At 56.4% G+C, this 26,770-nt stretch carries 22 protein-coding genes, 1 tRNA gene and 1 pseudogene; 11 read left to right on the top strand and 13 right to left on the bottom strand.

Annotation, left to right across the window (positions count from 1 at the left end; genetic code table 11):
- Positions 1 to 155 precede the first annotated feature (155 nt).
- Positions 156 to 491 (bottom strand): zinc ribbon domain-containing protein YjdM, encoded by a 336-nt coding sequence (locus tag EH164_RS20455; RefSeq protein ID WP_023478448.1) that lies wholly within the window; start codon positions 489 to 491, stop codon positions 156 to 158.
- Positions 492 to 1,099: 608 nt separating this feature from the next.
- Between EH164_RS20455 and crfC the strand changes: the two genes are divergently transcribed.
- Together crfC and EH164_RS20445 are read left to right on the top strand one after the other, a co-directional pair.
- Positions 1,100 to 3,454 (top strand): clamp-binding protein CrfC, encoded by a 2,355-nt coding sequence (crfC, locus tag EH164_RS20450; protein ID WP_124970523.1) that lies wholly within the window; start codon positions 1,100 to 1,102, stop codon positions 3,452 to 3,454.
- Positions 3,451 to 4,332 carry a diguanylate cyclase regulator RdcB family protein gene (locus tag EH164_RS20445; RefSeq protein ID WP_124970520.1) on the top strand — a complete coding sequence of 294 codons (882 nt, stop codon included), beginning with the start codon at positions 3,451 to 3,453 and terminating at the stop codon, positions 4,330 to 4,332. Before crfC ends, EH164_RS20445 begins: the two co-directional genes overlap by 4 nt.
- On the opposite strand, the gene kdgT is transcribed toward EH164_RS20445, so the two are convergent.
- On the bottom strand, positions 4,329 to 5,324 hold the full coding sequence (kdgT, locus tag EH164_RS20440; RefSeq protein WP_124970517.1) for a 2-keto-3-deoxygluconate transporter: 996 nt from the start codon (positions 5,322 to 5,324) through the stop codon (positions 4,329 to 4,331). The genes EH164_RS20445 and kdgT overlap by 4 nt on opposite strands.
- A gap of 602 nt (positions 5,325 to 5,926) precedes the next feature.
- On the opposite strand from kdgT, the gene proP reads away from it, so the two are divergent.
- Complete coding sequence (proP, locus tag EH164_RS20435) at positions 5,927 to 7,429, top strand: glycine betaine/L-proline transporter ProP (RefSeq protein WP_124970514.1); 1,503 nt, start codon at positions 5,927 to 5,929, stop codon at positions 7,427 to 7,429.
- Between the two features lie 37 nt (positions 7,430 to 7,466).
- Here proP and EH164_RS20430 read toward each other — a convergent pair whose 3' ends face one another.
- The 3 genes from EH164_RS20430 to EH164_RS20420 form a co-directional block, all read right to left on the bottom strand.
- Positions 7,467 to 8,414: a nickel/cobalt transporter gene (locus EH164_RS20430; RefSeq protein WP_124970511.1), complete on the bottom strand. Its 948-nt coding sequence runs from the start codon at positions 8,412 to 8,414 to the stop codon at positions 7,467 to 7,469.
- 69 nt (positions 8,415 to 8,483) lie between these two features.
- On the bottom strand, positions 8,484 to 9,095 hold the full coding sequence (locus EH164_RS20425) for a DUF2238 domain-containing protein (RefSeq protein ID WP_124970507.1): 612 nt from the start codon (positions 9,093 to 9,095) through the stop codon (positions 8,484 to 8,486).
- A gap of 146 nt (positions 9,096 to 9,241) precedes the next feature.
- Positions 9,242 to 9,982, bottom strand: coding sequence for an SDR family oxidoreductase (locus EH164_RS20420; protein ID WP_124970504.1), 741 nt, complete (start codon positions 9,980 to 9,982; stop codon positions 9,242 to 9,244).
- A gap of 140 nt (positions 9,983 to 10,122) precedes the next feature.
- Between EH164_RS20420 and EH164_RS20415 the strand changes: the two genes are divergently transcribed.
- Positions 10,123 to 10,572, top strand: coding sequence for an NUDIX domain-containing protein (locus tag EH164_RS20415; RefSeq protein WP_124971629.1), 450 nt, complete (start codon positions 10,123 to 10,125; stop codon positions 10,570 to 10,572).
- Positions 10,573 to 10,581: 9 nt separating this feature from the next.
- Here EH164_RS20415 and EH164_RS20410 read toward each other — a convergent pair whose 3' ends face one another.
- A complete protein-coding gene (locus tag EH164_RS20410; protein ID WP_124970501.1) occupies positions 10,582 to 10,962 on the bottom strand; it encodes a helix-turn-helix domain-containing protein in 381 nt (126 codons plus the stop codon).
- Between the two features lie 150 nt (positions 10,963 to 11,112).
- Between EH164_RS20410 and EH164_RS20405 the strand changes: the two genes are divergently transcribed.
- The gene (locus tag EH164_RS20405; RefSeq protein WP_054803059.1) at positions 11,113 to 11,583 is read left to right on the top strand and encodes an ester cyclase; all 471 of its coding nucleotides are present in this window, start codon (positions 11,113 to 11,115) and stop codon (positions 11,581 to 11,583) included.
- Between the two features lie 377 nt (positions 11,584 to 11,960).
- Positions 11,961 to 12,248: a SymE family type I addiction module toxin gene (locus EH164_RS20400; protein ID WP_124970498.1), complete on the top strand. Its 288-nt coding sequence runs from the start codon at positions 11,961 to 11,963 to the stop codon at positions 12,246 to 12,248.
- A gap of 68 nt (positions 12,249 to 12,316) precedes the next feature.
- On the opposite strand, the gene EH164_RS20395 is transcribed toward EH164_RS20400, so the two are convergent.
- Complete coding sequence (locus EH164_RS20395; RefSeq protein ID WP_124970494.1) at positions 12,317 to 12,835, bottom strand: ClbS/DfsB family four-helix bundle protein; 519 nt, start codon at positions 12,833 to 12,835, stop codon at positions 12,317 to 12,319.
- 210 nt (positions 12,836 to 13,045) lie between these two features.
- Here EH164_RS20395 and EH164_RS20390 point away from each other — a divergent pair, with 210 nt between their 5' ends.
- The 3 genes and pseudogenes from EH164_RS20390 to EH164_RS20380 all read left to right on the top strand — a co-directional run bounded on the left by EH164_RS20390 (position 13,046) and on the right by EH164_RS20380 (position 18,035).
- Positions 13,046 to 13,483: a DcrB-related protein gene (locus EH164_RS20390; protein WP_124970491.1), complete on the top strand. Its 438-nt coding sequence runs from the start codon at positions 13,046 to 13,048 to the stop codon at positions 13,481 to 13,483.
- 71 nt (positions 13,484 to 13,554) lie between these two features.
- Positions 13,555 to 17,322, top strand: a pseudogene (locus tag EH164_RS20385) (RHS repeat-associated core domain-containing protein); the annotation flags it as partial.
- A 380-nt stretch (positions 17,323 to 17,702) separates the two neighbouring features.
- Positions 17,703 to 18,035: a hypothetical protein gene (locus tag EH164_RS20380; protein WP_164483632.1), complete on the top strand. Its 333-nt coding sequence runs from the start codon at positions 17,703 to 17,705 to the stop codon at positions 18,033 to 18,035.
- A 1,247-nt stretch (positions 18,036 to 19,282) separates the two neighbouring features.
- Here EH164_RS20380 and EH164_RS20370 read toward each other — a convergent pair.
- Positions 19,283 to 19,358: transfer RNA gene (locus tag EH164_RS20370), tRNA-Phe, on the bottom strand.
- Positions 19,359 to 19,540: 182 nt separating this feature from the next.
- Here EH164_RS20370 and EH164_RS20365 point away from each other — a divergent pair.
- Positions 19,541 to 20,386: an AraC family transcriptional regulator gene (locus EH164_RS20365; RefSeq protein ID WP_124970488.1), complete on the top strand. Its 846-nt coding sequence runs from the start codon at positions 19,541 to 19,543 to the stop codon at positions 20,384 to 20,386.
- 38 nt (positions 20,387 to 20,424) lie between these two features.
- On the top strand, positions 20,425 to 21,030 hold the full coding sequence (locus EH164_RS20360) for a LysE family translocator (protein WP_124970485.1): 606 nt from the start codon (positions 20,425 to 20,427) through the stop codon (positions 21,028 to 21,030).
- Here the strand turns inward: EH164_RS20360 and EH164_RS20355 are convergent.
- From EH164_RS20355 to aspA, 5 genes are all read right to left on the bottom strand, one after another.
- Positions 21,027 to 21,602, bottom strand: a complete 576-nt coding sequence (locus tag EH164_RS20355) for a transcriptional regulator (RefSeq protein ID WP_042718485.1) — start codon at positions 21,600 to 21,602, stop codon at positions 21,027 to 21,029. The two genes, EH164_RS20360 and EH164_RS20355, sit on opposite strands and share 4 nt — an antisense overlap.
- Before the next feature lie 46 nt (positions 21,603 to 21,648).
- Positions 21,649 to 23,343: a protein-disulfide reductase DsbD gene (locus tag EH164_RS20350; RefSeq protein ID WP_124970482.1), complete on the bottom strand. Its 1,695-nt coding sequence runs from the start codon at positions 23,341 to 23,343 to the stop codon at positions 21,649 to 21,651.
- A complete protein-coding gene (gene cutA, locus EH164_RS20345) occupies positions 23,319 to 23,642 on the bottom strand; it encodes a divalent cation tolerance protein CutA (RefSeq protein WP_023478491.1) in 324 nt (107 codons plus the stop codon). The genes EH164_RS20350 and cutA overlap by 25 nt, the downstream gene beginning before the upstream one ends.
- An 84-nt stretch (positions 23,643 to 23,726) precedes the next feature.
- Complete coding sequence (locus EH164_RS20340; protein WP_076769014.1) at positions 23,727 to 25,028, bottom strand: anaerobic C4-dicarboxylate transporter; 1,302 nt, start codon at positions 25,026 to 25,028, stop codon at positions 23,727 to 23,729.
- Positions 25,029 to 25,143: 115 nt separating this feature from the next.
- On the bottom strand, positions 25,144 to 26,580 hold the full coding sequence (gene aspA, locus EH164_RS20335) for an aspartate ammonia-lyase (RefSeq protein WP_023478344.1): 1,437 nt from the start codon (positions 26,578 to 26,580) through the stop codon (positions 25,144 to 25,146).
- Positions 26,581 to 26,770: the final 190 nt, after the last annotated feature.

Raw genomic sequence — 26,770 nt, 5'->3', positions numbered from 1 at the left:
TCCCCCGCAGACTCAGTTAATGTGCCTCCAGAGTGCCAGGGGAATGTTGCAATTGGGTTATGTATTGATTGCGCCAGGATGAAAAAAGAAAAAGGAGCCGCGATCGGCTCCCTGTTTCGGTGGTGCACCCGGCGGTAAACACCGCCGGCGAATCATCAATTCTTTTTAACGAATTCCGATTTCAGTTTCATTGGCCCGAAGCCATCGATTTTGCAATCGATATTATGGTCGCCTTCCACCAGACGAATATTCTTCACTTTGGTGCCGATCTTCAACATTGAAGAACTGCCTTTTACTTTCAAGTCTTTAATTACGGTCACGCTGTCGCCATCGGCTAACAGATTACCATTTGCGTCTTTGACGATTAATTCATCGCTCACCGACGCGGGTTCGGCATCGTTCCACTCGTGGGCGCATTCCGGGCAAACGAACATGCCATTATCTTCATAGGTGTATTCGGAATTACATTTTGGGCAGTGGGGAAGTTGCATAGGGGTTACCTCAAACAAGAGCAGAGAGAGCCGGATGTTTACCGGCACAAAAGGCGCAGTGCCTGAAAGGGCGCGATTATACAGCAAAACCGTACAGTTGCCGTTGTTATTATTTTTTTAATCCCGAAGATAAAAAGACAGCCCTCGCGACACCCTCTGACATTCGCTTAAGCGATGCTTATCTCATCACATCATTGAGAATCTACTTATGTGTGATAATTGCAATATTTGCTGGTTGAAATTGCCAGCATTTACTAATTCAGATATGGTGACAGTTAGCAACCGGTGTTATTTGTAACCAGGCTGTCACACCTGTTAAATGCGCCATTCCCGGCGAATAATTACCTCTCAGATCGGGTGGGTAAATCAATGATGATATATCCTGGCTATTCATAAAAATGCGCTAAGCTCTAACCCTTTGGTTTTTAAAGACCAGAGTACTATTGCTGTTCCTTTTTACGGGGAAATTATTATTTTCCCGAATGCCATCAGGTGTTTATCTTTTCGAAGATATTTTCTACACGTAATTATAAAAGCCGAAACTTCACTAATAAAACTCCACGGCTAAATAAAACAAAGAAAATTTGCGTTAAGGAAAGACTTTTGACATGCACACACAAACAATATTTGAATTAAGTCAGGAAGCAGAACGGCTGTTACAACTCTCTTTGCACAACCTGCTGGCTCTGAAAAAAATGCCGACGGCGGCGCTTGATGAGACAAATATCAGCGGCGCGGCGCAAAATAATAACGTGATGCCTCTGCACTTCAGCACCCGCGGCGTTGAGGCGCAAGAGGCGACCTTACAGAACGAACTGCGTAAAATTACCCGGCTGGAGATGGTGCTGGCGATTGTCGGTACCATGAAAGCGGGCAAGTCGACCACCATCAACGCGATTGTCGGCACAGAAGTGTTGCCGAACCGCAACCGCCCGATGACGGCGCTGCCGACGCTGATCCGCCATACCCCCGGCCAGAAAGAGCCTGTGCTCCATTTCTCCCACGTCGGCCCGATTGATGCGCTTGCGCAGCAGTTGCAGACGCGGCTGTTTAATTACGATCGCGGCAAGCTGGCGCAGAAGATTGAGATCGATCGCGATATGGACTCACTGCTGGCGCGCATTGCGCAGGGCGACGCGTTTGATAAGCACTATCTCGGCGCGCAGCCGATCTTCCACTGCCTGAAAAGCCTCAATGATCTTGTACGCCTGTCGAAAGCGCTGGGCGTCGATTTTCCCTTCTCGGCCTACGCGGCGATTGAACATATTCCGGTTATTGAAGTGGAGTTTGTCCATCTGGCGGGGCTGGAGAGCAACCTCGGTCAGCTGACTCTGCTCGACACACCGGGGCCGAACGAAGCCGGGCAGCCCCATTTACAGAAGATGCTTAGCGAGCAGCTGGCACGCGCCTCGGCGGTGCTGGCGGTGATGGATTACACCCAGCTGAAATCGATCTCCGATGAAGAGGTGCGCCAGGCGATCTCGGCCGTTGGCCGCTCGGTTCCGCTCTACGCGCTGGTGAATAAGTTCGATCAAAAAGATCGCAACAGCGACGATGAGCACCAGGTTCGCGCGCTTATCTCTGGCACCTTAATGAAAGGCAATATCACACCGACGCAGATCTACCCGGTCTCCTCAATGTGGGGCTACCTGGCGAACCGCGCCCGTCATGAGTTGCAGAAAAAGGGGCGCTTGCCCGATCCAAACGATCAGCCCTGGGTGCAGGACTTTGCCGAAGCGGCGCTCGGTCGGCGCTGGCGCATGGCGGATCTGGATGATACTGAACATATTCGTCACGCCGCCGATCTACTGTGGCAGGATTCGCTATTTGAGCTGCCGATCCGCAACTTGCTGCACGCGGCTCACGCCAACGCTTCTCTCTATGCGCTGCGATCCGCCTCGCATAAGCTCCTCAACTACACCCAGAGCGCGCGGGAGTATCTCGATTTCCGCTATCAGGGGTTGACCGTCGCCTATGAGCAGCTGGAGCAGAATATCGTCCGGCTGGAAGAGGATATGACCCTGCTGCGCACCAGCCAGGCGCGGGTGCGTGATGAGGTCGATCATGAAGTGGAAGAGGCACTCGCGGCGGCAGAGATCTTTATCAACGGCCAGCAGTTTGAAATTGTCGAAGCGATCGACGCCTGGTTCCATGATGGGCAACTGATGGCGATGGCCAGCGAGAGCCAGGCCGATTTACGCCTTGATGAGCGCTTAAGCCCCGGCCAGCTGGTGCTGGAAGATGAAGGCCAGGCGCAGATCGCCCTGAGCAAAATGCGCTCCGCCTGCGAGACGATCCTGCTGGCGGCGCAGGAGCGCATCAGCCGTGAACTGGCGCTGCGTTTTGATGAGCTGGAGAATACGCTGACGCGCTCGCTGAACGATGCCATGCGCCCAATCGAAACGCGCATCAAAGCGGAGCTGAGCCATGCCGGTTTTCGTGCCCGCATCTCTTTTCCCGCGTTTCAGCCGAGCACGCTCAACTTTAATGCCCGCACGCTGTTTAACAATGTCATCGCGCCGGAAGAGACCAGCGCCGCGCAGGCCAGCCGCATTGGCGGCGTGCGCGAAACGGTCTCGCGCTGGCTCAACAACCCCAACTGGGGCTGGGATGACTATGTGGCGACGCGCACCCGGTATGTGATTGACCTCGGCACGCTGCATCAGAAGCTGACCGCCCATGTGGCGCACTTCTGCGAGCAGATCCGCAAAGCACTAAGCGCGCAGGTTGATGTCTCCGTCACCGCCGGGATGGCGACCTTTTTTGCTGAGTTCTCCCAGAGTCTTTCCGGGTTGCAGGAGAGCCTGCGCGAGAGCATGGCAATCCGCCAGCAGAACGAGTCCTCGGTCAGCGCGCTGCGTCGCCATTTACTGCACTGTATCAGGACGGCGCACTGGATCCATGAAGACGCGCGGCTGCTACGCGACGATATCCAGACGCTCTTCGCGGCGGAGCAACCATGAAAAATCGACTGCTCGACGGCCCTGGCCGGGTGCTGGAATCTATTCATCCGAAATTTATTGTCGATCTGGTGCAGGGCATCGACGCGCCGCGTCAGACGACGATCGCGCCACAGCAGCAGATTTTCCGTGAGCGGCTGGCGCAGGAGATCATGGCCCAGACGCAGCTGCGACCGTGGGCGATCTCCGGCAAGCTTGAGGAGAACGACGCCCTGCGGCTCGGGCTGGCAGAAAAACTGGCGAGCATGCTCGATCCCGGTTATCTGGCGCTGACGCGCATTACGCAGCGGCTGAAGGCGATGCAGCACGCCGAGCGGCGTCCCGGCGGCGTCACGCCCGGCGCGCAGCAGCAATACGACGTTTTGCTGGAGCACTTTAGCCAGCGCGCGGCGTTTAAGGAGAAAGCGCTGACGCAGCGCGGGCTGGCGGTGCAGGCCGGTCATCACAGTGAACAAGTTTTTACCCACTGGCGGGCGGGAAGCTACAACGGCTGGTCGATGGCCGGACGCTGCTACGTCGCGCTGGAGGAGCTGCGCTGGGGGGCATTTGGCGATGCCTGCCGCCTGGCGAATGAAGATGTGGCGACGATGCTGAAAGATAACCTGCGGGTGATGGCGGCAGAGTTTCTGGCGCAGGGCATTGATGCGTCGCAGGGGACGCGCCACTTCTATCATCAATGGCTCGCCGCGCCGTCGACGCCAGGGGTGATGGAGTATAAAGATCTGCTGGGCTGGCTGGGGGACTGGTGTGATGCAGAGCGCCACCCGATTTGCTGGTCGGTGACGCAGAGCTGGCAGCCCGTCGCGTTGGGGATGCCGAGGCTCTGCTCGGCAGCCCGTCTGGCGACGGCAATGGTCGATGAGGTTTTCGACGACCTTTAGTGGCTCGTCGACTCGGTTCGCGCCGCCATCTCTTCCGGCGTTGGCACCTTGCCGAAGCGTCGTGCATAGAGCGCGGTAATAATCGGCACCAGGATGGCGGTGACAATTACGCTCGCGGCGACCAGCGCGGTCGCTGATGCAGCAACCGGTTCAAAGGCCGGGTTAATCTGGGCGATGATCACCGGGTTAGCCACTGCCGCACCCGCTGCGGAAGAGGCCGCCACGCCCGCTGTACCATTCCCGCCGCCAATCAAACGGTCAGCCAGGATGAGCGGAATACCGGTGATGATAATCACCGCCACGCCAAGGAAAATCCCCAGCAGACCAGTCTCCATAATCACTTTCAGGTTGATGGTGTTACCCAGCGCGAAGCCGAAGAAGGGGATCAGCACCGGCGTCGCTTTGCTGAAGAAGGCGCGCAGATCGTGGTCGAGGTTGCCGAGAGCAAAACCGATCAGGAACGGCAGTACCGCGCCGACAAAGTGGTGCGGTTCAAACGAGGCGAGGCCAGCGGAGCCGAGGATCACCATGGTCATCAGCGGGCCGGACTCCAGCGACATCAAGACAAATGCCCCCGACTCCTCTTTACTGCCGTATTGGTTCATCAGGCTGGCATAGAGCCCGCCGTTGGTCATATCCATTGCCGAGACAATCGCCAGCACCGACAGCCCGGCGAAAAAGCCGGTCTGAATGCCGGTATCAGGAATAAAGGAAGCGGCAATCATCGCCACCAGCCAGGCGACAGCAATTTTTGTCAGCACCAGCGTGCCCGATTTGCGCAGCACCGTGCCGGTCGCGCGAAGATCAATCGAGGCGCCAATACAGAAAAACCATACCGCCAGAATCGGTACCGTTCCGCTAATCATGCCTTTAGTAAAGGAGCCAAAATAGGCACCGGTATCGGGTGCCAGGGTATTAAGAATGGCACCTAACAGCAGCGGAACTAACATCATCCCGCCAGGAATACGTTCAATCGTGGCCTTAATTTTCATACACAATCCTCACGACTCGTCATTCAGATGAACGAGGAAGCTAAAAATGAATCATTCGATGTTTCAAAGATTTAAAGCATTCAGAAGCCAGCGCATTGATGACGGGCGGCGGCGGAGCGGCCTGAACAGGCTCGTCGACACCGACGAGTTAGCCCTTAACGCTGCTATTAGTGGGGCTATCATGAGGCGATTGGAATATCTATTCAATAAGAATGAAACAGTGTTTTAGTTACACCGATCACAGAATTCGCGTAAACATTTATCGATGTTTCTTTATTTATTTTCGATGTAAATGGCTTGTAAAAAGGTGGGTCGAAAGCCGATCGCGCTTTTTTGAAATGAGGCAAAAAGTGAGGTAAAAACGGTGGTTGATGATTACCGGTTACAACTATGTGAATTTGATCACATTTATAAACCCTGATAGGGTAATTCGCTCATTCACTGCCCAACAGGCGTCAACAGGTTCGGTTGTACAGGCTTTGAACAGTTAGTGTAAGTAAACCTGCTACGCTTGAAAGAATGGCCGCAAGGCCGATAAAAAACGCCTGCCATGGATGGGTAAACGGGCGATACAGGGCGAGAGTCTTAAGAGGAAAACAGAGATGTTAAAAAGGAAAAAAATCAAACCGATAACGCTACGCGACGTCACGATTATTGACGACGCGAAACTGCGTAAAGCCATCACCGCCGCGTCGTTAGGTAACGCGATGGAGTGGTTCGATTTCGGTGTTTATGGCTTTGTGGCCTACGCACTTGGCAAAGTGTTCTTCCCCGATGCAGACCCCAGCGTGCAGATGATAGCCGCGCTCGGTACCTTCTCCGTTCCGTTCCTGATTCGTCCACTTGGCGGCCTCTTCTTCGGCATGCTGGGGGATAAATATGGACGGCAAAAAATCCTCGCGATCACGATAGTGATCATGTCCGTCAGTACCTTTGCTATCGGGCTTATACCTTCGTATGAGTCGATCGGCATCTGGGCACCGATTCTGCTGCTGTTATGTAAGATGGCGCAGGGCTTCTCCGTCGGCGGCGAGTATACCGGTGCGTCGATCTTCGTTGCCGAATACTCCCCGGACCGTAAACGCGGCTTTATGGGCAGCTGGCTGGACTTCGGCTCTATCGCCGGGTTTGTCCTCGGCGCGGGCGTGGTGGTGTTGCTGTCGACGATTGTCGGCGAGCAGAACTTCCTCGACTGGGGCTGGCGTATTCCGTTCTTCCTGGCACTGCCGCTGGGCCTGATTGGCCTCTACCTGCGTCATGCGCTGGAAGAGACTCCGGCGTTCCAGCAGCATGTCGATAAGCTCGAGCAGGGCGACCGCGAAGGGCTACAGGAAGGGCCGCGCGTCTCCTTTAAAGAGATTGCCAGCAAACACTGGCGCAGCCTGCTGACCTGTATTGGTCTGGTGATCTCCACCAACGTCACCTACTACATGCTGCTGACCTATATGCCGAGCTACCTGTCGCATAACCTGCACTACTCGGAAGATCATGGGGTGCTGATTATCATCGCCATTATGATCGGCATGCTGTTTGTGCAGCCGGTGATGGGTCTGCTGAGTGACCGCTTCGGTCGCCGCCCGTTTGTGCTGATCGGTAGTATCGCGCTGCTGGCGCTGGCGATCCCGGCCTTCAGCATGATCAACAGCGGCGTGACCGGCATGATTTTCGCGGGCCTGCTGTTGCTGGCGGTGATCCTTAACTGCTTCACCGGCGTGATGGCTTCCACATTGCCTGCGATGTTCCCGACGCATATCCGTTACAGCGCGCTCGCCAGCGCCTTTAACATCTCCATCCTGATTGCGGGTCTGACGCCAACGCTGACCGCCTGGCTGGTGGAGACCTCAACGAATCTGATGATGCCAGCGTACTACCTGATGGTGATCGCGGTGATTGGCCTGATTACCGGCCTGACGATGAAAGAGACGGCGAACCTGCCGCTGAAAGGGGCAACCCCGGCAGCGTCGGATATGCAGGAAGCGCGTGAAATTCTGCAAGAACATCACGACAACATCGAACAGAAAATCGAAGATCTGGATGAAGAGATTGCCCAGCTGCAGGAGAAACGCTCCCGCCTGGTGCAGCAGCATCCGAAGATTGACGAGTAACTAAATAAAACCCGGACGGCTTAGCCCTCCGGGTTTTTTAACACCCTGCCGCAATATAATCCCCGTTGGCACTCACCGGGATCACCGTTAAAAACAGCACCAGCGCAAAGAGCATCAGCGCCACGCCACCCGCGATCTTAAGCCCTGGAACCAGCCAGCGTAAGCGACCTGACTCACTGCCAAAAAAGGCTGCCGTGCGGTTACGCGCATAACGCACCGCCAGCGACAGCCCCATGATCGAGAGCGCTGTGCCGAAAGCCATGGTCATCACCGCCGCCATTCCCCACGTGACAATGCCGAGCGCATTGGAGAAGAGCAAAATCATAATGGCTCCGCTGCACGGCCGCGCACCAATCGCCAGGATCACCCCCAGCCGGGTTTTCCAGTCGCCCTGCGTCGACACGCCAACGCCGTGATGACCGCAGCCGCACTGCGCGTCGTGAACATGTGTCAGGGAGCGGATGCGCAGCGCGCGCGGTTGCAGGCTCTTCACCGCACGCCAGATGATATAGGCCCCGAAGCCGCCAATCAGCACCGCGCTGATCTTCTCGACATACCAGCGGCTTTCGCTGAGATCGCCCGAGGCGAGGTTAAACCCGACCGCGAGGATAAAGACAAACAGGATCGCGCTGACGCCCTGCATCAGGCTGCCGAGCAGCGGAACCATGCGCGCGGCGGCCTCGCTCTCTTTATTGGTGCTGAGATAGGTGGCGACAATAAATTTGCCATGTCCCGGCCCGATGGCGTGCAGCACGCCGTAGAAGAACGCCCCGGTCAGCAGCCACAGCCCGCCGCTGTACTGATGGTTATTGAGTTGCAGCAGGTACATCACCAGGTAGCGATGAAGAGTGATTTGCGCCGCCAGGCACCACTGCAAAAAAGCGCCCCAGTGCGTGTGCAGCGCGAAAGCGGCGACCAGCCCTGCCGCCAGCAGCGCAAGCGCCGCCGGCAGGCGCCAGTCGCGGGTGAGAAGTTGCGTCGTCATAGGCGTTCAGCGATTAAGAAGGGATAGCCCGCAGTATAGGTGTCGTCAGGTGTGGGCTCCAGTCTGGGGTCAGAGATTGAGTTGGTGTTTGTGCCAGCGCCCGAGCAGCAGCACGGTGGTCAGCGCGCCGAGCAGGGCGCAGAGCATATCCGACTGGGTATCCCACGGATCGCCCTGCGTACCGAGGAAGTCATCCGCCCCCTGGCCCATTGCCAGCGCGGCCCACCACTCAATTAATTCATAGGTGGCGCTGATGGCTAACGCAATACAGCAGACGATAAAGTCGAGCATCTTGCCACCACGTACGTACTGCCCGCGCAGTAAAATCTCCCGCGCCGCCAGCGCCGGAACCAGCCCCTGAAAGAAGTGGCCAAGTTTGTCGTATGGGTTGCGGCTAAGGTTAAACAGGTGCTGCACATCAAAGCCAACAGGCACTTTGGCATAGGTGTACATCCCGCCAACCATCAGGATGATAGCGTGGAAGAAAATCAGCGTGTAAAGCAGGGCAGTCAGCGGGTAACGCCGCCAGGTAGCGAGCAGTAGCGGCACCACGATCATCACCGGGATCACTTCCATCAGCCAGGTGGCGCGGTCATGGGTAAAGAGTCCGGTGTAGATAAGGATCAGTAACAGGATCAGCGCTGCGCCGTACAGCGCAGGGCGGTTAACGCTCTTGAGCATACGAATGTCCGTTTCGGTAACAGAGAAAAAGAGACTATCGGCTGAAAAGGGGGAAAAGACAAATGGTTGAGAACGGGCGACGAAGATGAAAAAAATCCGCCTTAGCAGCGGATTCTGGTTTTCAGCACGTTAAGACACTTATCGAATCAGTAATGCACCAGCCCGCCATCCACCGCGTACTGGCTGCCGGTGACGTATGAGGCATCATCCGAGAGCAAAAAGAGCGCGACGGCGGCGGCTTCCTGTGCGGTACCGGCACGTCGGAGCGGCACCTGGCCTACTACAAAATCTTCGAACTGCTGGCGCGACTCTTCGGGCATAAAGTGCCTGAAGTTGGTCTCAATCGGCCCCGGCACCAGCGTGTTGGCGCGGATATCGCGCGGTGCCAGCGCACTGGCCCAGCTCTTGACCATCGCAACGATCGCGCCTTTGGTGGCGGCATAGAGGCTGGTCATTGCCGCGCCTTCGTAGACGGAGGAGGAGGCGGTGACCAGCACTGACGCGCCGGAATTTAATGCGCCAGAAAGCGCCGCCAGCTGGAGCATTGGGCCGCGCACGTTGGCATTCATCATGCGGTTAAAGCTCTCGGCGGTGACCGATTCTGGCGCGCCGACTTCGGCATAACCGGCGTTCAGCCACAGGCCGTCGAGGGATCCCCACTGCCTGATCGCCGTCGCCAGCGTCTCGATATCCACTTCGCTGGCAGCGTCGCTTTTCAGGATCAGCGATGAGGCGGGCAGCAGCTTGCGGGCCTCAGCCAGGCGCGTTTCGTTCAGCCCGGTGATGGCGACCTCGCCACCCTCGCTGACGATGCGCTGTGCACCCGCCAGCCCCATCCCGCTGGTGCCGCCGGTGATCAACACGCGTTTGCCTTCAAATCTGCTCATAAATAGCCCCTGTTGGTTCCTGAAATGGACGTTTACCTTACGCAACCGCGCCAGCCGTTTCGAGACCAAAAATGGTAGTTTCATTCCTGCGGTGAATGGCTGTATAAAAAATCAGTACTTCAATTATGGATCAAGACACGATGAGCAGAGAGCGCTACCACCTTTCGATTGCCCTGTTTGTGCTGCTATTGCGCGGAGATGATCTCCTGATGCTGCGGCGATCGCAGACCGGCTGGATGGATGGGAATTACAGCCTGCCCGCAGGTGGTCTTGATTTGGGTGAAACCCTTGCAGCTGCTGCCGCCAGAGAGCTGCGAGAGGAAACCGGCGTTGAAGCGGCTGCCGACGATATGCAGCTGGCGCATACCATGCATGTGTGGACAGAAGATCGCTCCTGGATGGGGCACTATTTTATCTGCCGCCAGTGGCAGGGCACGCCTTTTCTCGCCGAGCCGGAAAAACACAGTGAGATGGGCTGGCAAAGGCTTGCGGCCTTGCCGGAGCAGACCATTCCTTATGTGCGCCAGGCGCTGGAGGCTATCAATGTTGGTCAAAACTACTCGGAGTATGGCTGGGAGAGCCGGAGATAGCCACTGCGCCTACTCCTGCTGCTGTTCATGCTGGCGTCGGCGGGAACGGCAGATATCAGCATGATTTTCATCCGCCCACTGAATAAGTTTCTGCATCGGTTCCAGGAACGATCTCCCCAGCGGCGTTAAGGTGTACTCCACGCGCGGCGGCACTTCCGCATAAACGGTGCGGCTGACATAACCGTCTGTTTCAAGACGTTTTAGCGTGCGGGAGAGCATCTGGCGTGAGATGTCGCCAATTTCCCGGTTCAGTTCATTAAAGCGCAGCGTGCGTTCCGTCATCGCTTCCAGAATCAGCAGGCTCCACTGATCGCCGATTTGGTTAAGCACATCGCGGATTGGGCAGGGTTGCCCAAATTCGGCGATATCATTCTGGTCGTTGTCGCTCATTCGTTATCTCTCTTTTGCCGCCAATAGTCAGCTTCGTGTGACTAAGTACCTTAATTTTGACCTCTTGTTGAGGTTTTGCGGGCAATGTACCATCCGCGTTCTTAACGGTCTATTTTTGTGACCAAAGGTAATGTACTAAAGGAGAGCACAATGAAAAAGTTTATTAGCGGTGCGCTGTTAACGGCAGTTCTGATCGCGTCTGGCAGCGCTGTAGCGGCCCCTGCGGCAAATGCGCGCAATGTGGCGACAGAAGAGGCTAACAGACAGCTGGTGGTTGATTTTTATGATAAATTCTTCAACCGCCACGAGGTGAAAGAGGCCGCGAAGGTGGTTGATGAGCATTACCGCCAGCACAACCCCGATGTGCCGGACGGCAAAGCCCCGTTTGTGAATTATTTCACCGGTTTCTTCAAAGAGAACCCGCACTCTGCCGCGCGGATTGTGCGTAGCGCTGCCGACGGCGATTTAGTCTGGTTGCAGGTTCACTCGACCAATGACAGTAAAGATCGCGGCCAGGCGGTGATGGATATCTTCCGTGTGAGCAACGGGAAAATTGTTGAACACTGGGACATCATTCAGTCGGTGCCGGAGAAGTCCGCCAACGCCAACACGATGTTCTGAAGAGCGATCCCGGCTGCGTGCAAACGCGGGCAGGGGGAGAACACCCATTTTGCGAGGCAAATTCCGGAATAACGCTTTGTTTTGCAGGAAGAAGTAAAACCGCTTGTCGGCTTTGGGCATCAGCGCTATTTTTCACCGGCACCTGCAAAATCAGGTGCCGGGATTGGTCTCCTGAAACCCTTACTGTCGACATACGACGCGTATTGCGTCTTCTTTATGTCGCGCGTACGGTTACGCCTCAATGGCGGGCCGGGCGGGGGCGTCGCAAGACGCGCCGGTGTCCAGTAAGGCCGGTAAGACCAACTCCGTCCGGTCCGCCGCCATAAGATTGGTCTCTTCGGTGGCGGCTCAAATTTCACTTACTGGAGGCTGCCCTTATGGCTACGACCCCTACCCAGACTCACCCGTCCCCTAGAACCGAACGCCGCTACACCGTCGGCTATGCCCCCAATCAGGGCGATACCAGCACGCCTTGCCTCAACCTGAGCGGCAAATGGCTGAAAGAGGCCGGGTTCACCACCGGCAAAGGCGTCAGCGTGAAAATCGCCGGAGACTGCATTGTGCTGATCCCCGATAACGACAACGAGCATGCCCTGCGGCATGAGTTAAAGCAGATGAAGCAGGCGGTAAAAGCGGTGAAAGAAGGGGTGCTGAGCGCGCTTTGAATCTGGAATTAAGTGGACACCAACACCACAATTTTAGGGAGTTAGTGTCCACTTAATAACGCTGATAATCACTTTAAAAACAGATGATTATCTTTCGCCCACTTCCTTAAACGCCCATTCGCGTTGGCGTACGGCGAGGCGGTGTTAAACGAGATCATCCGGCCCATCGTCCATTTCGTGTACCACAGTCTTCCATACAAAACCTCGTCCGTGCGCGCATCAATAAGCTGGACGATTTCACTTTTGGCGCGTTGCAGTTCTTCAATCAGTTCGCCATAGCTTAACGCGCTGTAATCCGAGTAAAACTTTTGCGCGAGGAGACCCAACTGGTTCCACTTGTACCCCGTTTCCGGGAAATCTACGGGCAGGCCTTTGGCATCATTGGTTATCCACTTCACGACCAGCTTGTTCCATCCGAGCAGATAGGCGACCAGGTTATGCACGCTCATCGCTGTTCCTTTCGCGTGACCCTCCATGGAAAGCTCTGACGTGATTTCCGGTGGGATGTTATTTAGATAACTGATTAATTTAGCGAAATTTTTATCGATAGCGGAAAGCAGTTCAGCTTTGGTTTGCGGTACGCTCATCACGAATTCCCTCTCAGATAAGAATAGACACCATCAATGCACGGGTGAGGTTGATAATGAACTCACCGCGTTAACGCAAGAAGGTTACAGGCCATATCTGTACCTCATCGGGGAATAATATCTGCGCGGGAACTCTCAATTTCGCGTCTGGTTTTCAGCCAAACCCTGTGCGAAAATCCATTTTTCTGAACCTGTGACAGGACGCACTTTATGTCAGAATCCGCTCAGCCCTGCCTGTTTACTGAAGGCCAGGTCACCCTTCCTGAAGGCTATCAGGACCGCACCGTCAATGTGTTCACGCCGCCCGGCGCGGATGCACCGGCGCTCAATATCTCCCGCGACACGCATAATCCCGGCGAAACGCTGGCGGCCTATATCGACCGCCAGATGGCGCTGATGGCGAAACATCTCAAGGGCTGGAAAACGGGCGAGCGCACAGAGGCTGTGCTTGGCGATAACCTGGCAACCGGCGAAACCATTCATGCCAGCTACCTGCGTGACGGTAAACGCACCTTTCAGCAGCAGGCGGTGTTTAACCCCTCCGCTGACCATATTCTGGTGTTCACGATGTCCGCCGTGCGGGCGTTAAACGACGCCGATCGTGCGCTGCTTCTTTCCGTTCTCAAAAGTTTCCGTTTCCACGCTTAACAAGGATTGTTGCTAAGTTTGAAGCCGCGTATGTCGGTGATGATATAGGCCATTCCGGCGCGCTGGCCGGCATGATTGTTGGCACCCTTGTCGGCGGCGCGATTGCGGCGCTGGGCGGCATCGCGGCCGGTGCGCTGATGGTCGCAGGCATCGGTGCCTCCTGCCTGGGCATCGGTGTACTGCTTATCGGTGCCAGTCTCGCAGTCGGTTTTCTCGCCGGGGAGGTGGCGACCGGGGTGCGCGACGGCATTGCCGGAAGTATGGCGGAGAACATGACGAAGAAAGGCGTCATCACCACCGGCTCTCCTGACGTCTTTATCAACGGTAAGCCCGCCGCTATTGCCACGGACAGCATGGTGGATTGCGATGACGACGGCTCGCAGCAGATGGCGGAAGGATCCTCCCGTGTTTACATCAATGGCCTGCCTGCCGCCCGTATCGGGGACCGCACCACCTGTGATGCGAAGGTGATGACCGGCTCCGGCAACGTCCGTATTGGCGGCGACCCGGAGCAGACCCTGTCAATTACCCCGGAAGTCCCCGAAGTGCTGTACAAGATTTCAGACCTGACCCTGCTGTTTGCCGGGCTGGCTGGCGGCTGGGGTGACGCGGCCGGTAAGGTCGGCGCGGTGGGTAAGCTGTTGTCGAAACTGCCGGGTATCAGCAAAATCGGCCGCATCGCCTGCCGCTTCGGCGCGATGCTGACCGCCATCGCGGCGGGTGGAATTATTGCCCGCCCGGTGGATATCATCAGTGGGCAGAAGTTTCTCAGCGGCGACGACGAGCTGGACTTTGTGTTGCCGTCGCGTCTGCCGGTGCGCTGGCAGCGTTACTGGCGCAGCGGTAACCCGGGCGACAGCGTGCTCGGCCGCGGCTGGAATCTTTTCTGGGAAACTCGTCTTGAGCGTTACCAGGAGGGGCTGGTGTGGCGGGCACCGACCGGGGATTATGTCTCCTTCCCGCGGGTGCCGAAGGGGTACCGGACCTACTGCGAAGCTGAAAAGCGCTGGCTGGAGCACCATCAGGACGATGCCAGGTCGGTGTATGACATCAGCGGCGAACGCTGGCACTACGCCCCGCTTGAGTGCGATAAACCCTCCCTGCTGCAGCGCATCTCCGGACCCTGCGGCAACGATATCCTCTTCGAGTGGAACGATAACCTCACCCTGCATGCCCTGACGGACAGCGCCGGGCAGCGCGTGGTCTGCCGCTATGAGGGCGACCGCCTTGCCGGGGCCTGGCTGAATGATGAGATCTGTCTGGTCAGTTATGCTTATGACGAACAGCGCCAGCTGGTCTCAGTGACCGGCCGGGGCGGTAGCGTGCGCAGGCGGTTCCGCTGGCAGGGCGGCCTGATGTGTGCCCACGAGGATGCAAACGGCCTGGTGAGCGAATACCGCTGGCAGGAGATTGCCGGTCTGGCGCGCGTAACGGCTTTCCGCCACAGCGGCGGTGAGCAGCTAACTTTTGAGTATGATTTTGACAACGGCACCCGCCGGGCCATCCGTGATGACGGGGCGCAGGCGCACTGGCTGATTGATGACGATGACAACGTCGCCGCCTTCACCGACTTCGATGGCCAGAAGACCGCCTTTATTTACCGCGACGGCGAACTGTGTGATGTCATCCTGCCGGGCGGTGCCATGCGCCAGAGCCGGTGGGACAGGTACGGGCGCATGGTCCAGGAGACGGACCCGGCCGGGCGGCAGACGGAATATTACTGGTACCGCCTCCGACCGCCTCACCCGCACGGTCTGGCCGGACGGCACGACAGAGCAGAGCCTGTATGACCTGCGGGGACGCCTGCTTTCGGAAACCGACGCCGCAGGCAACCGGACCACTTACCACTACCCGGATGATGAAGAACCTTTACCGGACAGTATCACCGATGCGACAGGCGGAGTGGTGCGGCTGGCATGGAACCGTCAGGGACTGCTGACAAGCCGCACCGACTGCTCCGGCAGCGTCACGCGTTTCAGCTATGACAGATTCGGGCAGCTTCTGTCGAGTGAGGATGCAGAGGGTAACGTCACCCGCCGCGAATGGAACAGCGCGGGACAACTTTCAGCCGTTATTCGCCCGGACGGCAGCCGCGAAACATTACACTGGAACGCTCGCGGCCAGCTTGCCGCCTGGCGCGATCCGCTGGAGAGCGAGGTGCGCTGGGACTATAACCCGCTCGGCCTGCCGGTGAGCATCATCGACCGCATCGGGCGTACCCGGCGCTGGCATTACGACCGGCGCGGCAACCTGCTCAGACTCGAAAACGGCAATGGCGGAGAATACCGCTTTACGTACGACGCCGCAGGCCGTCCGCTCAGCGAAATCCGCCCGGACGACACGTCGCGCCAGATGATATGGGACAGCCGTGGCTTCCTCAGCGAACTGCATGAAAATGGCAGGCCTGCCGTCGATGGCGGCATCGCCCGGCGTAGACGAACCTTCAGTTATGATGAAAGTGGCCTGTTGACCGCACGCGCTACCCGCCATGCGGAGTACCGCTATGACCACGACCTGAACGGCCAGCTCACCCGTATCCGGCGCATCCCGACTGCCGAAGGCGTTGCCCTGGGCATTGAATCCGATGACATCGCCTTTACCCGCGATGCAGCAGGTCGCCTGGTAAATGAGTCTGGTGTTAACGGCGAACTCAGCTATGCATGGGATGCACTGGGCAATCTGACAAATCTGACCCTGCCCGGCGGGCAGCAACTCTCCTGGCTGCACTACGGCTCCGGTCACGTCAGCGCCATCCGTTTTGGGTCGCAGCTGGTCACTGAATTCACCCGCGACCGTCTGCACCGGGAAGTGAGCCGTACTCAGGGCGCGCGCGAACAGTCCCGCAGTTACGACAGCCTCGGCAGACGCACTGCGCAGCGCAGTACACTTATCACCGAGGTGGCCCTGCCGGAGCAGGCGATACTGGAGCGCCTCTACCGTTACACCGGACGTGGCGAGCTGGCGAGCTGGCGGGCGTCAGCGACACCCTGCGCGGCGAGGTGAATTACGGTTACGACGCTGAAGGCCGCCTGCTGAAGCATTACGAGTCCCGCCAGGGCAACAGCAGTGCGCTCTTTACGTATGATGCGGCAGATAACCTGGCCGCGAACGACGCCCCGGTCACGGATAACCGCCTGCAGCACTGGCAGAACCTGTTTATGCAGTACGATGCGTGGGGCAACCTGACGCGCAGGCGCAGCGGGCTGTATGAGCAGCACTACACGTATGATGCCGAAAACCGTCTTGTATCCGCGCGCGGAACGGGGCCGCAGGGGCGCTTCGAAGCGCACTACCATTATGACGCGCTTGGCCGGCGCATCCGCAAGACGATCACCACCGGTCACGGCACCCATGAAAGCCGCTTCCTCTGGCAGGGTTACCGCCTTTTGCAGGAGCAGCATCAAGGCGGGCAGTGCAGCACCTATATTTACGACCCGAACGAGGTCTGGAGCCCGCTGGCGCGGGTCGACCATCTGCGGGAGGACAAGGCCGGGGAAATCTACTGGTTCAGTAGCGACCTGAACGGTGCGCCGCTGGAAGTGACAGACGAAGAAGGCAACCTCCGCTGGAGCGGTCGGTACGGCAGCTTCGGCGAGGTCCGTCATCAGACCGACGGCTTCACGCGGCTGGCGCAGCACACCGCGCTTACACACCAGCCCCTGCGCTATGCCGGGCAGTATGCAGACAGCGAAACCGGGCTGCACTACAACCTGTTCCGCTATTACGACCCACCAACGGGAAGGTTCATTGTTCAGGACCCTATAGGGTTAGCTGGGGGCTGGAATCTTTATCAGTATGCGCCTAATCCGCAGGGCTGGATTGACCCGTGGGGGTTAAGTGGTGAGGATATCTTTATTCATTATACGGATAAAGCAGGGTTTGACAGTATAATGAATAGCGGCGTGATTGAAGCAAATTCGCGGGGGAAAGTTTATATTACAGATATATTAATGTCTCCCAAAGATGCTATGAGAGATATCATTTATAAATGACGTTTCTCATCCGGGGCGAGGTGACTATTCTATTGTTTTTAAAGCTGATGCTTCGCAGATGTCTAAAATTGCTCGGAGCTCTGAGTTAGAGTATATTCACTCAGGCAGATTGAAATTGAGGGATATACTTCATGCAGGTAAAAATCCTTATGACACGGTATCTCATTTATCATATGATCAGCGGTGGAAAATGACGCACGAACAGATGAAATCGAGAGGAGGCGGGTGTGGTTGATGATAAAGATAAAGTACTGATGCTAAATCAAGGTGAAGTCGTGGCTTTGAAAAAAGCAATTATGTATTTGAAGTTTTCTTGTGAAGAAACAGAGTCATTGATGTATGCAGGAAGTCCCTTGATTAATTCTGCTTTTTCAAAGTTAATCGATATTGATGATCTAGGTGAGCATGCAAAAAACTTTTATAGTAAGCCTCATAAAATAAACGAAAATTTTATTTCATCAAAGATACAGAAGCAAGAGCAGGAAACCGGCAGACTGCTTGATGAGTCTATAAAAGAAAAGGTATTTAATGAGTGCCTTTATCCGTTTTCAAAAAAATGAATCATCAAAATTACGGGTAATTGATTTTGCCCGTATTTACATTTTTTGGATTTGCAATTTATAAAGTCTGCTTTCACCATAAACTTTTCCGCTACTATATTCACAGGCCGGAAGTTTATTTTCATTGATTAATTTATTGTAAAGTAAGGAGATTATTAAAACCCAAGGGGTTTATTTAAAAAAGGGTGGGGCATGATGCCTGCTATATTGGGCAATATTATTATGAAAAACCTTGCTGCCAAGTGCTTCACTAAGATTGCATGATGAATTTTAGTTCCTAAGGAGACCACGCAAATTAAAAATGTGGTATTGGTGTTGTTTCCTCTGGTAAATAAAATATGCTGCCGGAAATTCATTTCCCTAACGGCAAGGAGTTACTGGTTAGAGGTGTTTTTGTTCTGGGGCTATCTATTCCAATATAAATATTAAACTTACTGAGCAATAAAGTTCATCCTGAAGAAGTAAATCATTAATATAATGTGAAATTAGTTGTCAGGGCTCAAAACGAAAAAAGAAGTGTTGGTCGTTACTACGTTACTGTCTGATTTTTTAGGCGAGGCGCTATCTTACTATATTAGTAACTAATCTTGCTAAATCAACTGGAGATGATGCTCGTTTTTCCAGAGCAAGAGGTGTATTAAGGAATTTATTAGTAGAGGTTCAAGAATAACTTTTTAAATTTCTTAGAGTAATAAGCCTGGAAATAACTGCAATCCTCCTGGGAGCAAATGATGGTTTATATTTCCTCCAAAACATTGTCGGGGATGTTACTCTTAAATATGGAGGTGATGGAATACAAGGTTTATTACAAAACAAATTAATATCTAAAGAATAAATAGGTCTCAATTAATAGCGACATGATTAAGATTGAGTGCTGTACAAATTTAATTTTTTATATGATGAGTAAGGGAGATAAAACTTTTAGAGTCTGCGTGTCGATACAAAACCGATTCCTCTCACAGCGCGCTTGTCGCGCTGGCCCCGAAGGGGTGAGTCGCTTGCGGCGAATAATCGAACGGAGTTCGATGGAGAGTCCGGTCGCAGAAAAGCAAAAACCCGCCTTTTGGGCGGGTTCTTTAAATAGTGGTGCCCGGACCCGGACTAACGCCGAAGGCGTTGAACAGCGCGCTTGTCGCGCTGGCCCCGAAGGGGTGAGCCGCTTGCGGCGAATAATCGAACGAAGTTCGATGGAGAGTCCGGTCGCAGAAAAGCAAAAACCCAGCCATAGGCTGGGTTCTCTGAATAAGTGGTGCCCGGACTCGGAATCGAACCAAGGACACGGGGATTTTCAATCCCCTGCTCTACCGACTGAGCTATCCGGGCAACGGGCGGCATTAAACCGTAATCGCCCGTGGGCGTCAACCAAATTTCCCGAAATCCCTTTCAGTTGCTCAACTTTGCGGCAAAACGCGCAAAACCGCGCCGAAAATCGGCGGCTGCACAAATCTTCCAGACTTTTACATAGCGTTGATGAATGCTATTTTTCGATAGTATACGGAGGCGAAATGTCTAAAGACTGGCTTGAGCTGCGACAGCATGCGGATACGGGGATTGAGACCATCCGCGCCCATTTTGAAGGGCATGCGTTTGACCCGCACTGGCATGACAGCTACCTGGTGGGCATCACCCTGTCTGGCACCCAGCAGTTTCACTGCCGCCGCGAGCGGCACCATAGCCGACCGGGTGACGCCTTTTTACTCGAGCCGGGCGAGATCCACGATGGCGATGCGCCGGTAGAGGGCGGATTCACCTATCTCACTTTTTACCTCGACGACCGCTGGCTCAACACCACCCTGCGCGGCTTGTATGACGCCGTGCCCTCCAGCTATGCGTTGCACTTTTCCCACACTATTGCGCGCGAACCGCGGCTGATTCGCACCATTGCGCAAACCTTCTCTGCGCTGCACAGCGATGAGATGCGCATTGTCCAGCAGGGGACGATGGATGCCCTGCTTGGCGAGCTGACGCACCACTGCCAGTGGCGCAAACGCATCCCGACGCAGATCCAGAGCGTGGCGATTGCCCACCGCGCGCGGGATTATCTTCACGCGCATATCGGCGACAATATTGGCTTAACGGACCTGGCGCGCGAAACAGGCACCGATCGCTTTACGTTGACGCGCTGCTTTAAGCGCGAGTTCGGTTTAAGCCCGCACGCCTGGCTTGTTCAACTGCGCCTTACCACTGCGCGGGCGCAGCTGGCGCGAGGCGATCAGCCCGCCGATGTTGCTGCCGCCGTGGGATTTGCCGATCAGAGCCACCTCGGGCGCTGGTTCCAGCGCGCTTATCGTATCTCTCCTGCGCACTACCGCAGGCTGTGCACAAACCTTCCAGACGACGGCCACAAATAACGCGACATTGACAGGCTCATATCCTAAGGAGCCTGACAATGACCCTGCTGTATACCCTCCTGCCGTACTTACTCTTTGCCTTTGTCGCGTCGATCACTCCCGGCCCGACCAATATCCTGATCCTCACCAGCAGTCAGCGCTTCGGCGTCAAAGCCACGCTGCCCGCGGTGATAAGCGGCTGTGCCGCCGCCAGCGCGATTGTCTTCTTCTCCGGCGCGGGCGCAGGGGAGGTGTTGCAGGATCACGTAATGGTGAGAACGGTGATGAGTTGGGCAGGCGTGGTGTGGTTAAGCTGGATGAGCTGGCAGCTGTTCCGGGCACCAGCCACCGATCTGCACGGCGAGGCGCAGCAGCCGTTCACCGCGCGCGCGGCGGCGATACTGCAACTTATTAACCCGAAAACCTGGATGATGGCGTTAGCGGTAGTGAGCCTGTTTGCCCCACACAGCGGTCATCCGCTGCGCGAGGTCTCGGTGATGGCGCTGCTCTTTTTCATTATCTCGGTGATGAGCCTGTTCGGCTGGGCGCTTTTGGGCAAAGCCGTGAACCGGCTCTTTCGCACCCCGGCCTCGCTCGTCACCTTCCAGCGCGTGATGGCGCTGGGTCTGTTTATCTCCGCGTGGGCGGGGCTGCTGAGCGCTTAGGTCAGCGCGCCACCCTTGCGGCAGCGGGCAAAGCGCAGAATATCTTCTGCCAGCCGCTGGGCGGTGTCGACATCCGCCTGGCTGCGGTTGACCAGCATGCGGCTGAGACACCCTTCCAGGATCAGCTCCATCTGCTTCGCCACCATCGCCGCATCGTCCACCTCCAGCTCGTTCAGCAGCTTATGGGAGAAGTTGTACGCTTCAAGCTTCTGCTGATCCGCCAGCTGGTGAATCGGGTGATCCGGCGCGGGGAAAAAGGTGCAGGCGGCGATAAACAGGCAGCCCGGATAGCGGTTGTTGCTCACGCACTCGGTCAGCGCGGCGTAACGCGCCAGCAGTTTTTGTTCATGGTTGAGGCTCTCATCCAGCAGCAACTGGCGGCGCCAGGTATCGATCTGCTGGCTTAAATAGCGCAGCGCATCATAGAGCAGCGCCTCTTTATCGGGCCAGAAACGGCGGAACTCTTCCAGCGGATAGTCGACGCGCTCGGCAACCATTTCAAGAGTGGTGTCCGCAATGCCTCGTAATTCAAGCAGTTGCAATGTCTGGCTTAAAACGTCTTCGCGTTGCACAGTGGTCTCCTCCGTTACTGCGTCAAACTTCCCCACCAAGTGTTGTTTACGGGGCGCGTTTGCGCAAATGGTCGGCAAAGGCGTCGGCAGGCATAAACCCGGTCACCCGGGAAGCTGGCTGCTCTCGCCCTTGCGCGTCAAAAAAGAGCAGGGTCGGCAACCCCAGCACATTCAGATGGCGCAGCAGCGCGGCATCCTGCGCGTCATTGGCCGTCACGTTGGCCTGTAATAACAGCGTGTTTTTCAGCGTTGCCTGTACCTTTGGGTCGCTGAAGGTGTACTTTTCAAACTCTTTACAGGCCACGCACCAGTCAGCATAGAGATCCAACATGACAGGCCGACCGTTGGCCTGCGCCAGCGCCCGGTTAAGGTCGTCGACGGTTTTCACCGACGTGAAGGCCAAAGGCGCTGCGGTATGCGCCGCCGGCGCGCCGAAGGCCCAGTCCTGCAATGGACGGGCGCAAACCAGCGCCGCGCCGAGCAGGGTGATTTGCAGCACCCGCATGATGGGGCGCGTGGCGTTGAGGCTGGTGATAAAGGCCCAGCCGAAGAAGGCGACGCCGAGCAATGACCAGAGCCGCAGCCCCCAGGCTTCGCCCAGCACGCGCTCCAGTAAAAAGACCGGCAGGGCGAGGATCACAAAGCCAAAGGCGGTTTTGACCTGCTCCATCCACGGCCCGCTTTTCGGCAGCAGGCGGTTGCCGAACACCGTAACCAGAATCAGTGGCAGGCCCATGCCGAGGGCGTAAAGGTAGAGCGTGCCGCCGCCGAGCCACAGGTTCCCGCTCTGGGCGATATAGAGCAGGATGGCGCTGAGCGGCGCGGTGGTGCAGGGCGAGCAGATAAGCCCGGCAATCGCCCCCATGGCGAACACGCCGCCGATGGAGCCGCCCTGCTGGCGGTTGCTCCACAGCGTTAAGCGGGTTTGCAGCGCGGAGGGGAGTTGCAGGTTAAAGAGGCCGAACATCGACAGCGCCAGCAGGCTAAACAGCAGCGACAAGCCGATAAGCACGTAAGGGTGTTGCAATGCGATCTGGAACGACAGCCCGGCGGCGGCAACTACCAGCCCCAGCGCGGTGTAGGTCAGCGCCATCCCCTGCACGTAGATAAAGGCCAGCAGCAGCGCGCGCGGCGTGGCAAGGCGCTGTTTGCCACCGAGCACAATGCCGGAGATCAGCGGGTACATCGGCAATACGCAGGGGGTGAAAGCGATACCGATGCCGATCAGCAGCGCCCAGAGGGCGGAGAAGGGCAACGGGCGGTCGGGCGCGGTCTCAGTCGTTGGTGCGGCTTTGGGTTCGACCACCGGCGCGGCAGCGACCTCCATCAGCGGCACCACTTTGGTCTCCGGCGGGTAGCAGAAACCGGCATCGGCACACCCCTGATAGGTAACGGTGAGCGTCGCGCCTTTCCCCGCCTGCGCGATGCTTAGCGGCAGGTTCAGCTTCTGGCGGTAGATCTCGGTTTTGCCGTAGAACTCATCTTCATGCATCTCGCCTTTGGGCAGTTCGAGCGCGCCGATCTGCGCCTGCGCTGGCGTGACGCGGATCTGTTGGCGGTAGAGGTAGTAACCCTCTTTCATCTGCCAGTTGAGCGTCAGGTCATGTTGATGCTGTTGAAAATCAAAGGTGAACGCCTGGTCGGCAGGCACAAAGTCAGAGCGGCCGGGCGCGTCGAACAGCCCGGCGAAAGCGGATGTGCTGCATAACAGCAGGATCAGCGTAAGGATGCGTTGAGCCATGTGAGGTAGTCGTGCTCTCCGTGAGAAACCGGCAGCGCCAGCAGTTCAGGGGTTTGATAAGGGTGATGCGATTTCAGGCAGGCGAAGAGATCGTCCAGATGCGCGACGTCGGTTTTCAGCAGCAGTTGCACTTCATACTCCTGCTCCAGCTTGCCCTCCCAGTAGTAGAGTGAGGTCGCTCCGGGGAGGATCGTCACGCAGGCGGCGAGTTTTTCCGCCAGCGCTTTGGCCGCCAGATCCTGGGCGGTGGCTTCATCCGGGGCGGTGCAGAGTACAACAACGGCGTCGGGCGTGTTCATTCTCAACCTCCTGAAAGCGAAAGCAGGGACTATAGCATGCGACGCGGGAAGATCGGGCCGCCGGGCAGCCCGATTTATAGACTTTTACAACAAGATAGTGCCGAAGATAAAGCCGAGCACCACGCAGAGCGCGATGGCGATCACGCCGGGGATCAGGAAGGGGTGGTTAAAGACGAATTTGCCGATGCGCGTTGAACCGGTGTCATCCATCTCGACTGCCGCCAGCAGCGTCGGGTAGGTCGGCAGCACAAACAGCGCCGACACGGCGGCAAAGGAAGCCACGGCGGTCAGCGGTGAGACGCCAAGCAGCAGCGCGGCAGGCATCAGCGCTTTGGTGGTCGCCGCCTGCGAGTAGAGCAGGGTCGCAGCGAAGAAGAGCACCACCGCCAGCAGCCACGGGTAGCTGTGCAGCAGATCGCCCGCCACCATCTGGATATCTTCAATATGGTGTTTGACGAAAGTATCGCCGAGCCACGCCACGCCGAGCACGCAGATACAGGCGCTCATGCCGGATTTAAAGGTGCCAGCGTTGAGGATCTCGCCGGTATCGACTTTGCAGCTCAGGCAGATAAGCGTAGCGATAGTCAGCATAAACACCACAATCGCTTCGTTACGCGGCAGCACCGGGTTGGCAATAAGCCCCACCGTCGGGCTGATGGCGGTGGCGTAGAGCATGACGGCGATAATACCGACCAGAAAGAGCATCACCGAACGTTTGGCGTGGGGCTTCAGGGCAAACACCTGCTCGCCGCGCAGCTTCACTTCCCCTTTCGCCAGCCGCTCCTGGTAGACCGGATCGTCCTTCAGCTCGCAGCCGAGGAAGTTACAGACAATGGCGGTCAGCATCACGGCAATCAGCGTGACGGGAATACAGATCGCCAGCAGCGTCAGGTAGCTGACGCCCAGCGGCTCAAGAATACCGGCAAAGAAGACCACCGCCGCAGAGATGGGCGAGGCGGTAATGGCGATTTGTGACGCTACCACGGCGATAGAGAGCGGGCGCGAGGGGCGGATGCCCTGCTCTTTTGCCACTTCGGTGATCACCGGCAGCGTGGAGAAGGCTGTGTGGCCGGTACCCGCCAGAATGGTCATAAACCAGGTGACCAGCGGGGCGAGAAAGGTGATGTACTTCGGATGGCGGCGCAGCAGGCGCTCGGCGAGGCTGACTAAATAATCCATCCCGCCTGCCACCTGCATGGCGGCAATCGCGGCGATGACCGCCATGATGATCTCGATGACGTCAAACGGGATGGCGCCGGGTTTAATTTGAAAGAAGAGCGTCAGCACCAGCACCCCGAGGCCACCGGCAAAGCCAATGCCGATCCCCCCGAGCCTGGCGCCAAGATAGATGGCAAGTAAGACGAGGACAAGCTCTGCAGCAAACATAGTGGGCTTCCTTGTTTTCCAAGTGATATGAAATTGTTATTGGTAAGTAACCACCCAAAAGAAAAAGGCACGTCGCGGAGGACGTGCCTTTCATATTTTTTAACCTGGGGGGAGGTTACTGTTCGCTTTCATCGGTATAGCGTTTCGCTTTATAGGCCGGGTGCATCAGGTTCTGGGCAGAGAAGATATCATCCAGCTCCGTTTCCGTCAGCAATCCGCGCTCGAGTACCACTTCACGCACGCTCTTTCCGGTTTCGGCGCAGATCTTGCCGACGATATCGCCATTGTGGTGGCCGATAAACGGGTTGAGGTAGGTAACGATACCGATGGAGTTATAGACGTAGCTTTCACACACCTCTTTGTTGGCGGTGATGCCGTTAATGCATTTTTCCAGCAGGTTGTAGCAGGCGTTGGTCAGGATGTGGATCGACTCGAACATCGCCTGGCCAATCACCGGCTCCATCACGTTCAGCTGCAACTGACCCGCTTCGGAAGCCATGGTGACGGTGATGTCGTTACCGATCACTTTAAAGCAGACCTGGTTTACCACTTCCGGCACAACCGGGTTCACTTTGGCCGGCATGATAGAGGAGCCCGCCTGCAGTTCCGGCAGGTTAATCTCGTTCAGCCCGGCGCGCGGCCCGGAGGAGAGCAGGCGCAGGTCGTTACAGATTTTCGACAGTTTTACCGCCAGGCGTTTCAGCGAGCTGTGCACCATTACATAGGCACCGCAGTCGGAGGTCGCTTCGATCAGATCTTCTGCGGCGACTACCGGCAGGTTGCTCACTTCCGCCAGCTTCTGCACGGCGAGTTGCTGGTAGCCATCCGGCGTGTTGAGGCGGGTACCGATAGCCGTTGCGCCGAGGTTCACTTCGAGCAGCAGTTCCGCGGTACGCAGCAGGTTTTTGGTCTCTTCATTCAGCAGCACGTTAAAGGCATGGAACTCCTGGCCGAGGGTCATCGGCACCGCATCCTGCAGCTGGGTACGACCCATTTTCAGGATATCTTTGAACTCCACCGCTTTGTTTTCAAAGCCTTCGCCAAGCTGTTTGATGGCGTCGATCAGTTTGACCACCGAGGTGTAGACCGCGATGCGGAACCCGGTCGGGTAGGCATCGTTGGTGGACTGGCATTTGTTGACATGATCGTTCGGGTTGAGGAACTGATACTCCCCTTTCTGGTGGCCCATCAGCTCAAGGCCGATGTTTGCCAGCACCTCGTTGGTGTTCATGTTCACAGAGGTACCCGCGCCGCCCTGATAGACGTCAACCGGGAACTGGTCCATGCATTTGCCGTTGTTCAGCACCTCATCACATGCGGCAACAATAGCGTTAGCAATACTTTTAGGGATGGTTTGCAGCTCTTTGTTCGCCAGCGCTGCGGCTTTCTTCACCATCACCATGCCACGAACAAACTCAGGGATGTCGCTGATCTTGTTGTTGCTGATATAAAAGTTTTCAATCGCTCTCAGAGTATGCACGCCGTAGTAGGCATCCGCTGGCACTTCCCTGGTACCTAACAAGTCTTCTTCGATACGAATGTTGTTTAACATGTGAACCTTCTTTTTCAAGCTACGAATGAATACACCAATCACACAATATTTATGTGGTTATGTGTCTTTTTCGACCGACGATTATTCCCTCAATCGGCCAGAAGAGTGAAATTATATGCTGGCGCGGGCGAATTGCCGTAATCGGGATCACTTATTATCTTACTGGACCCATCATAATTACCAATATGTG

Origin of the sequence: Kosakonia sp. CCTCC M2018092, from assembly GCF_003864115.1 — a bacterium.
Lineage (GTDB): Bacteria > Pseudomonadota > Gammaproteobacteria > Enterobacterales > Enterobacteriaceae > Kosakonia > Kosakonia cowanii.
Note: the sequence above shows the minus strand (reverse complement) of the source record. Positions and strands in the feature narration are given on the sequence as shown.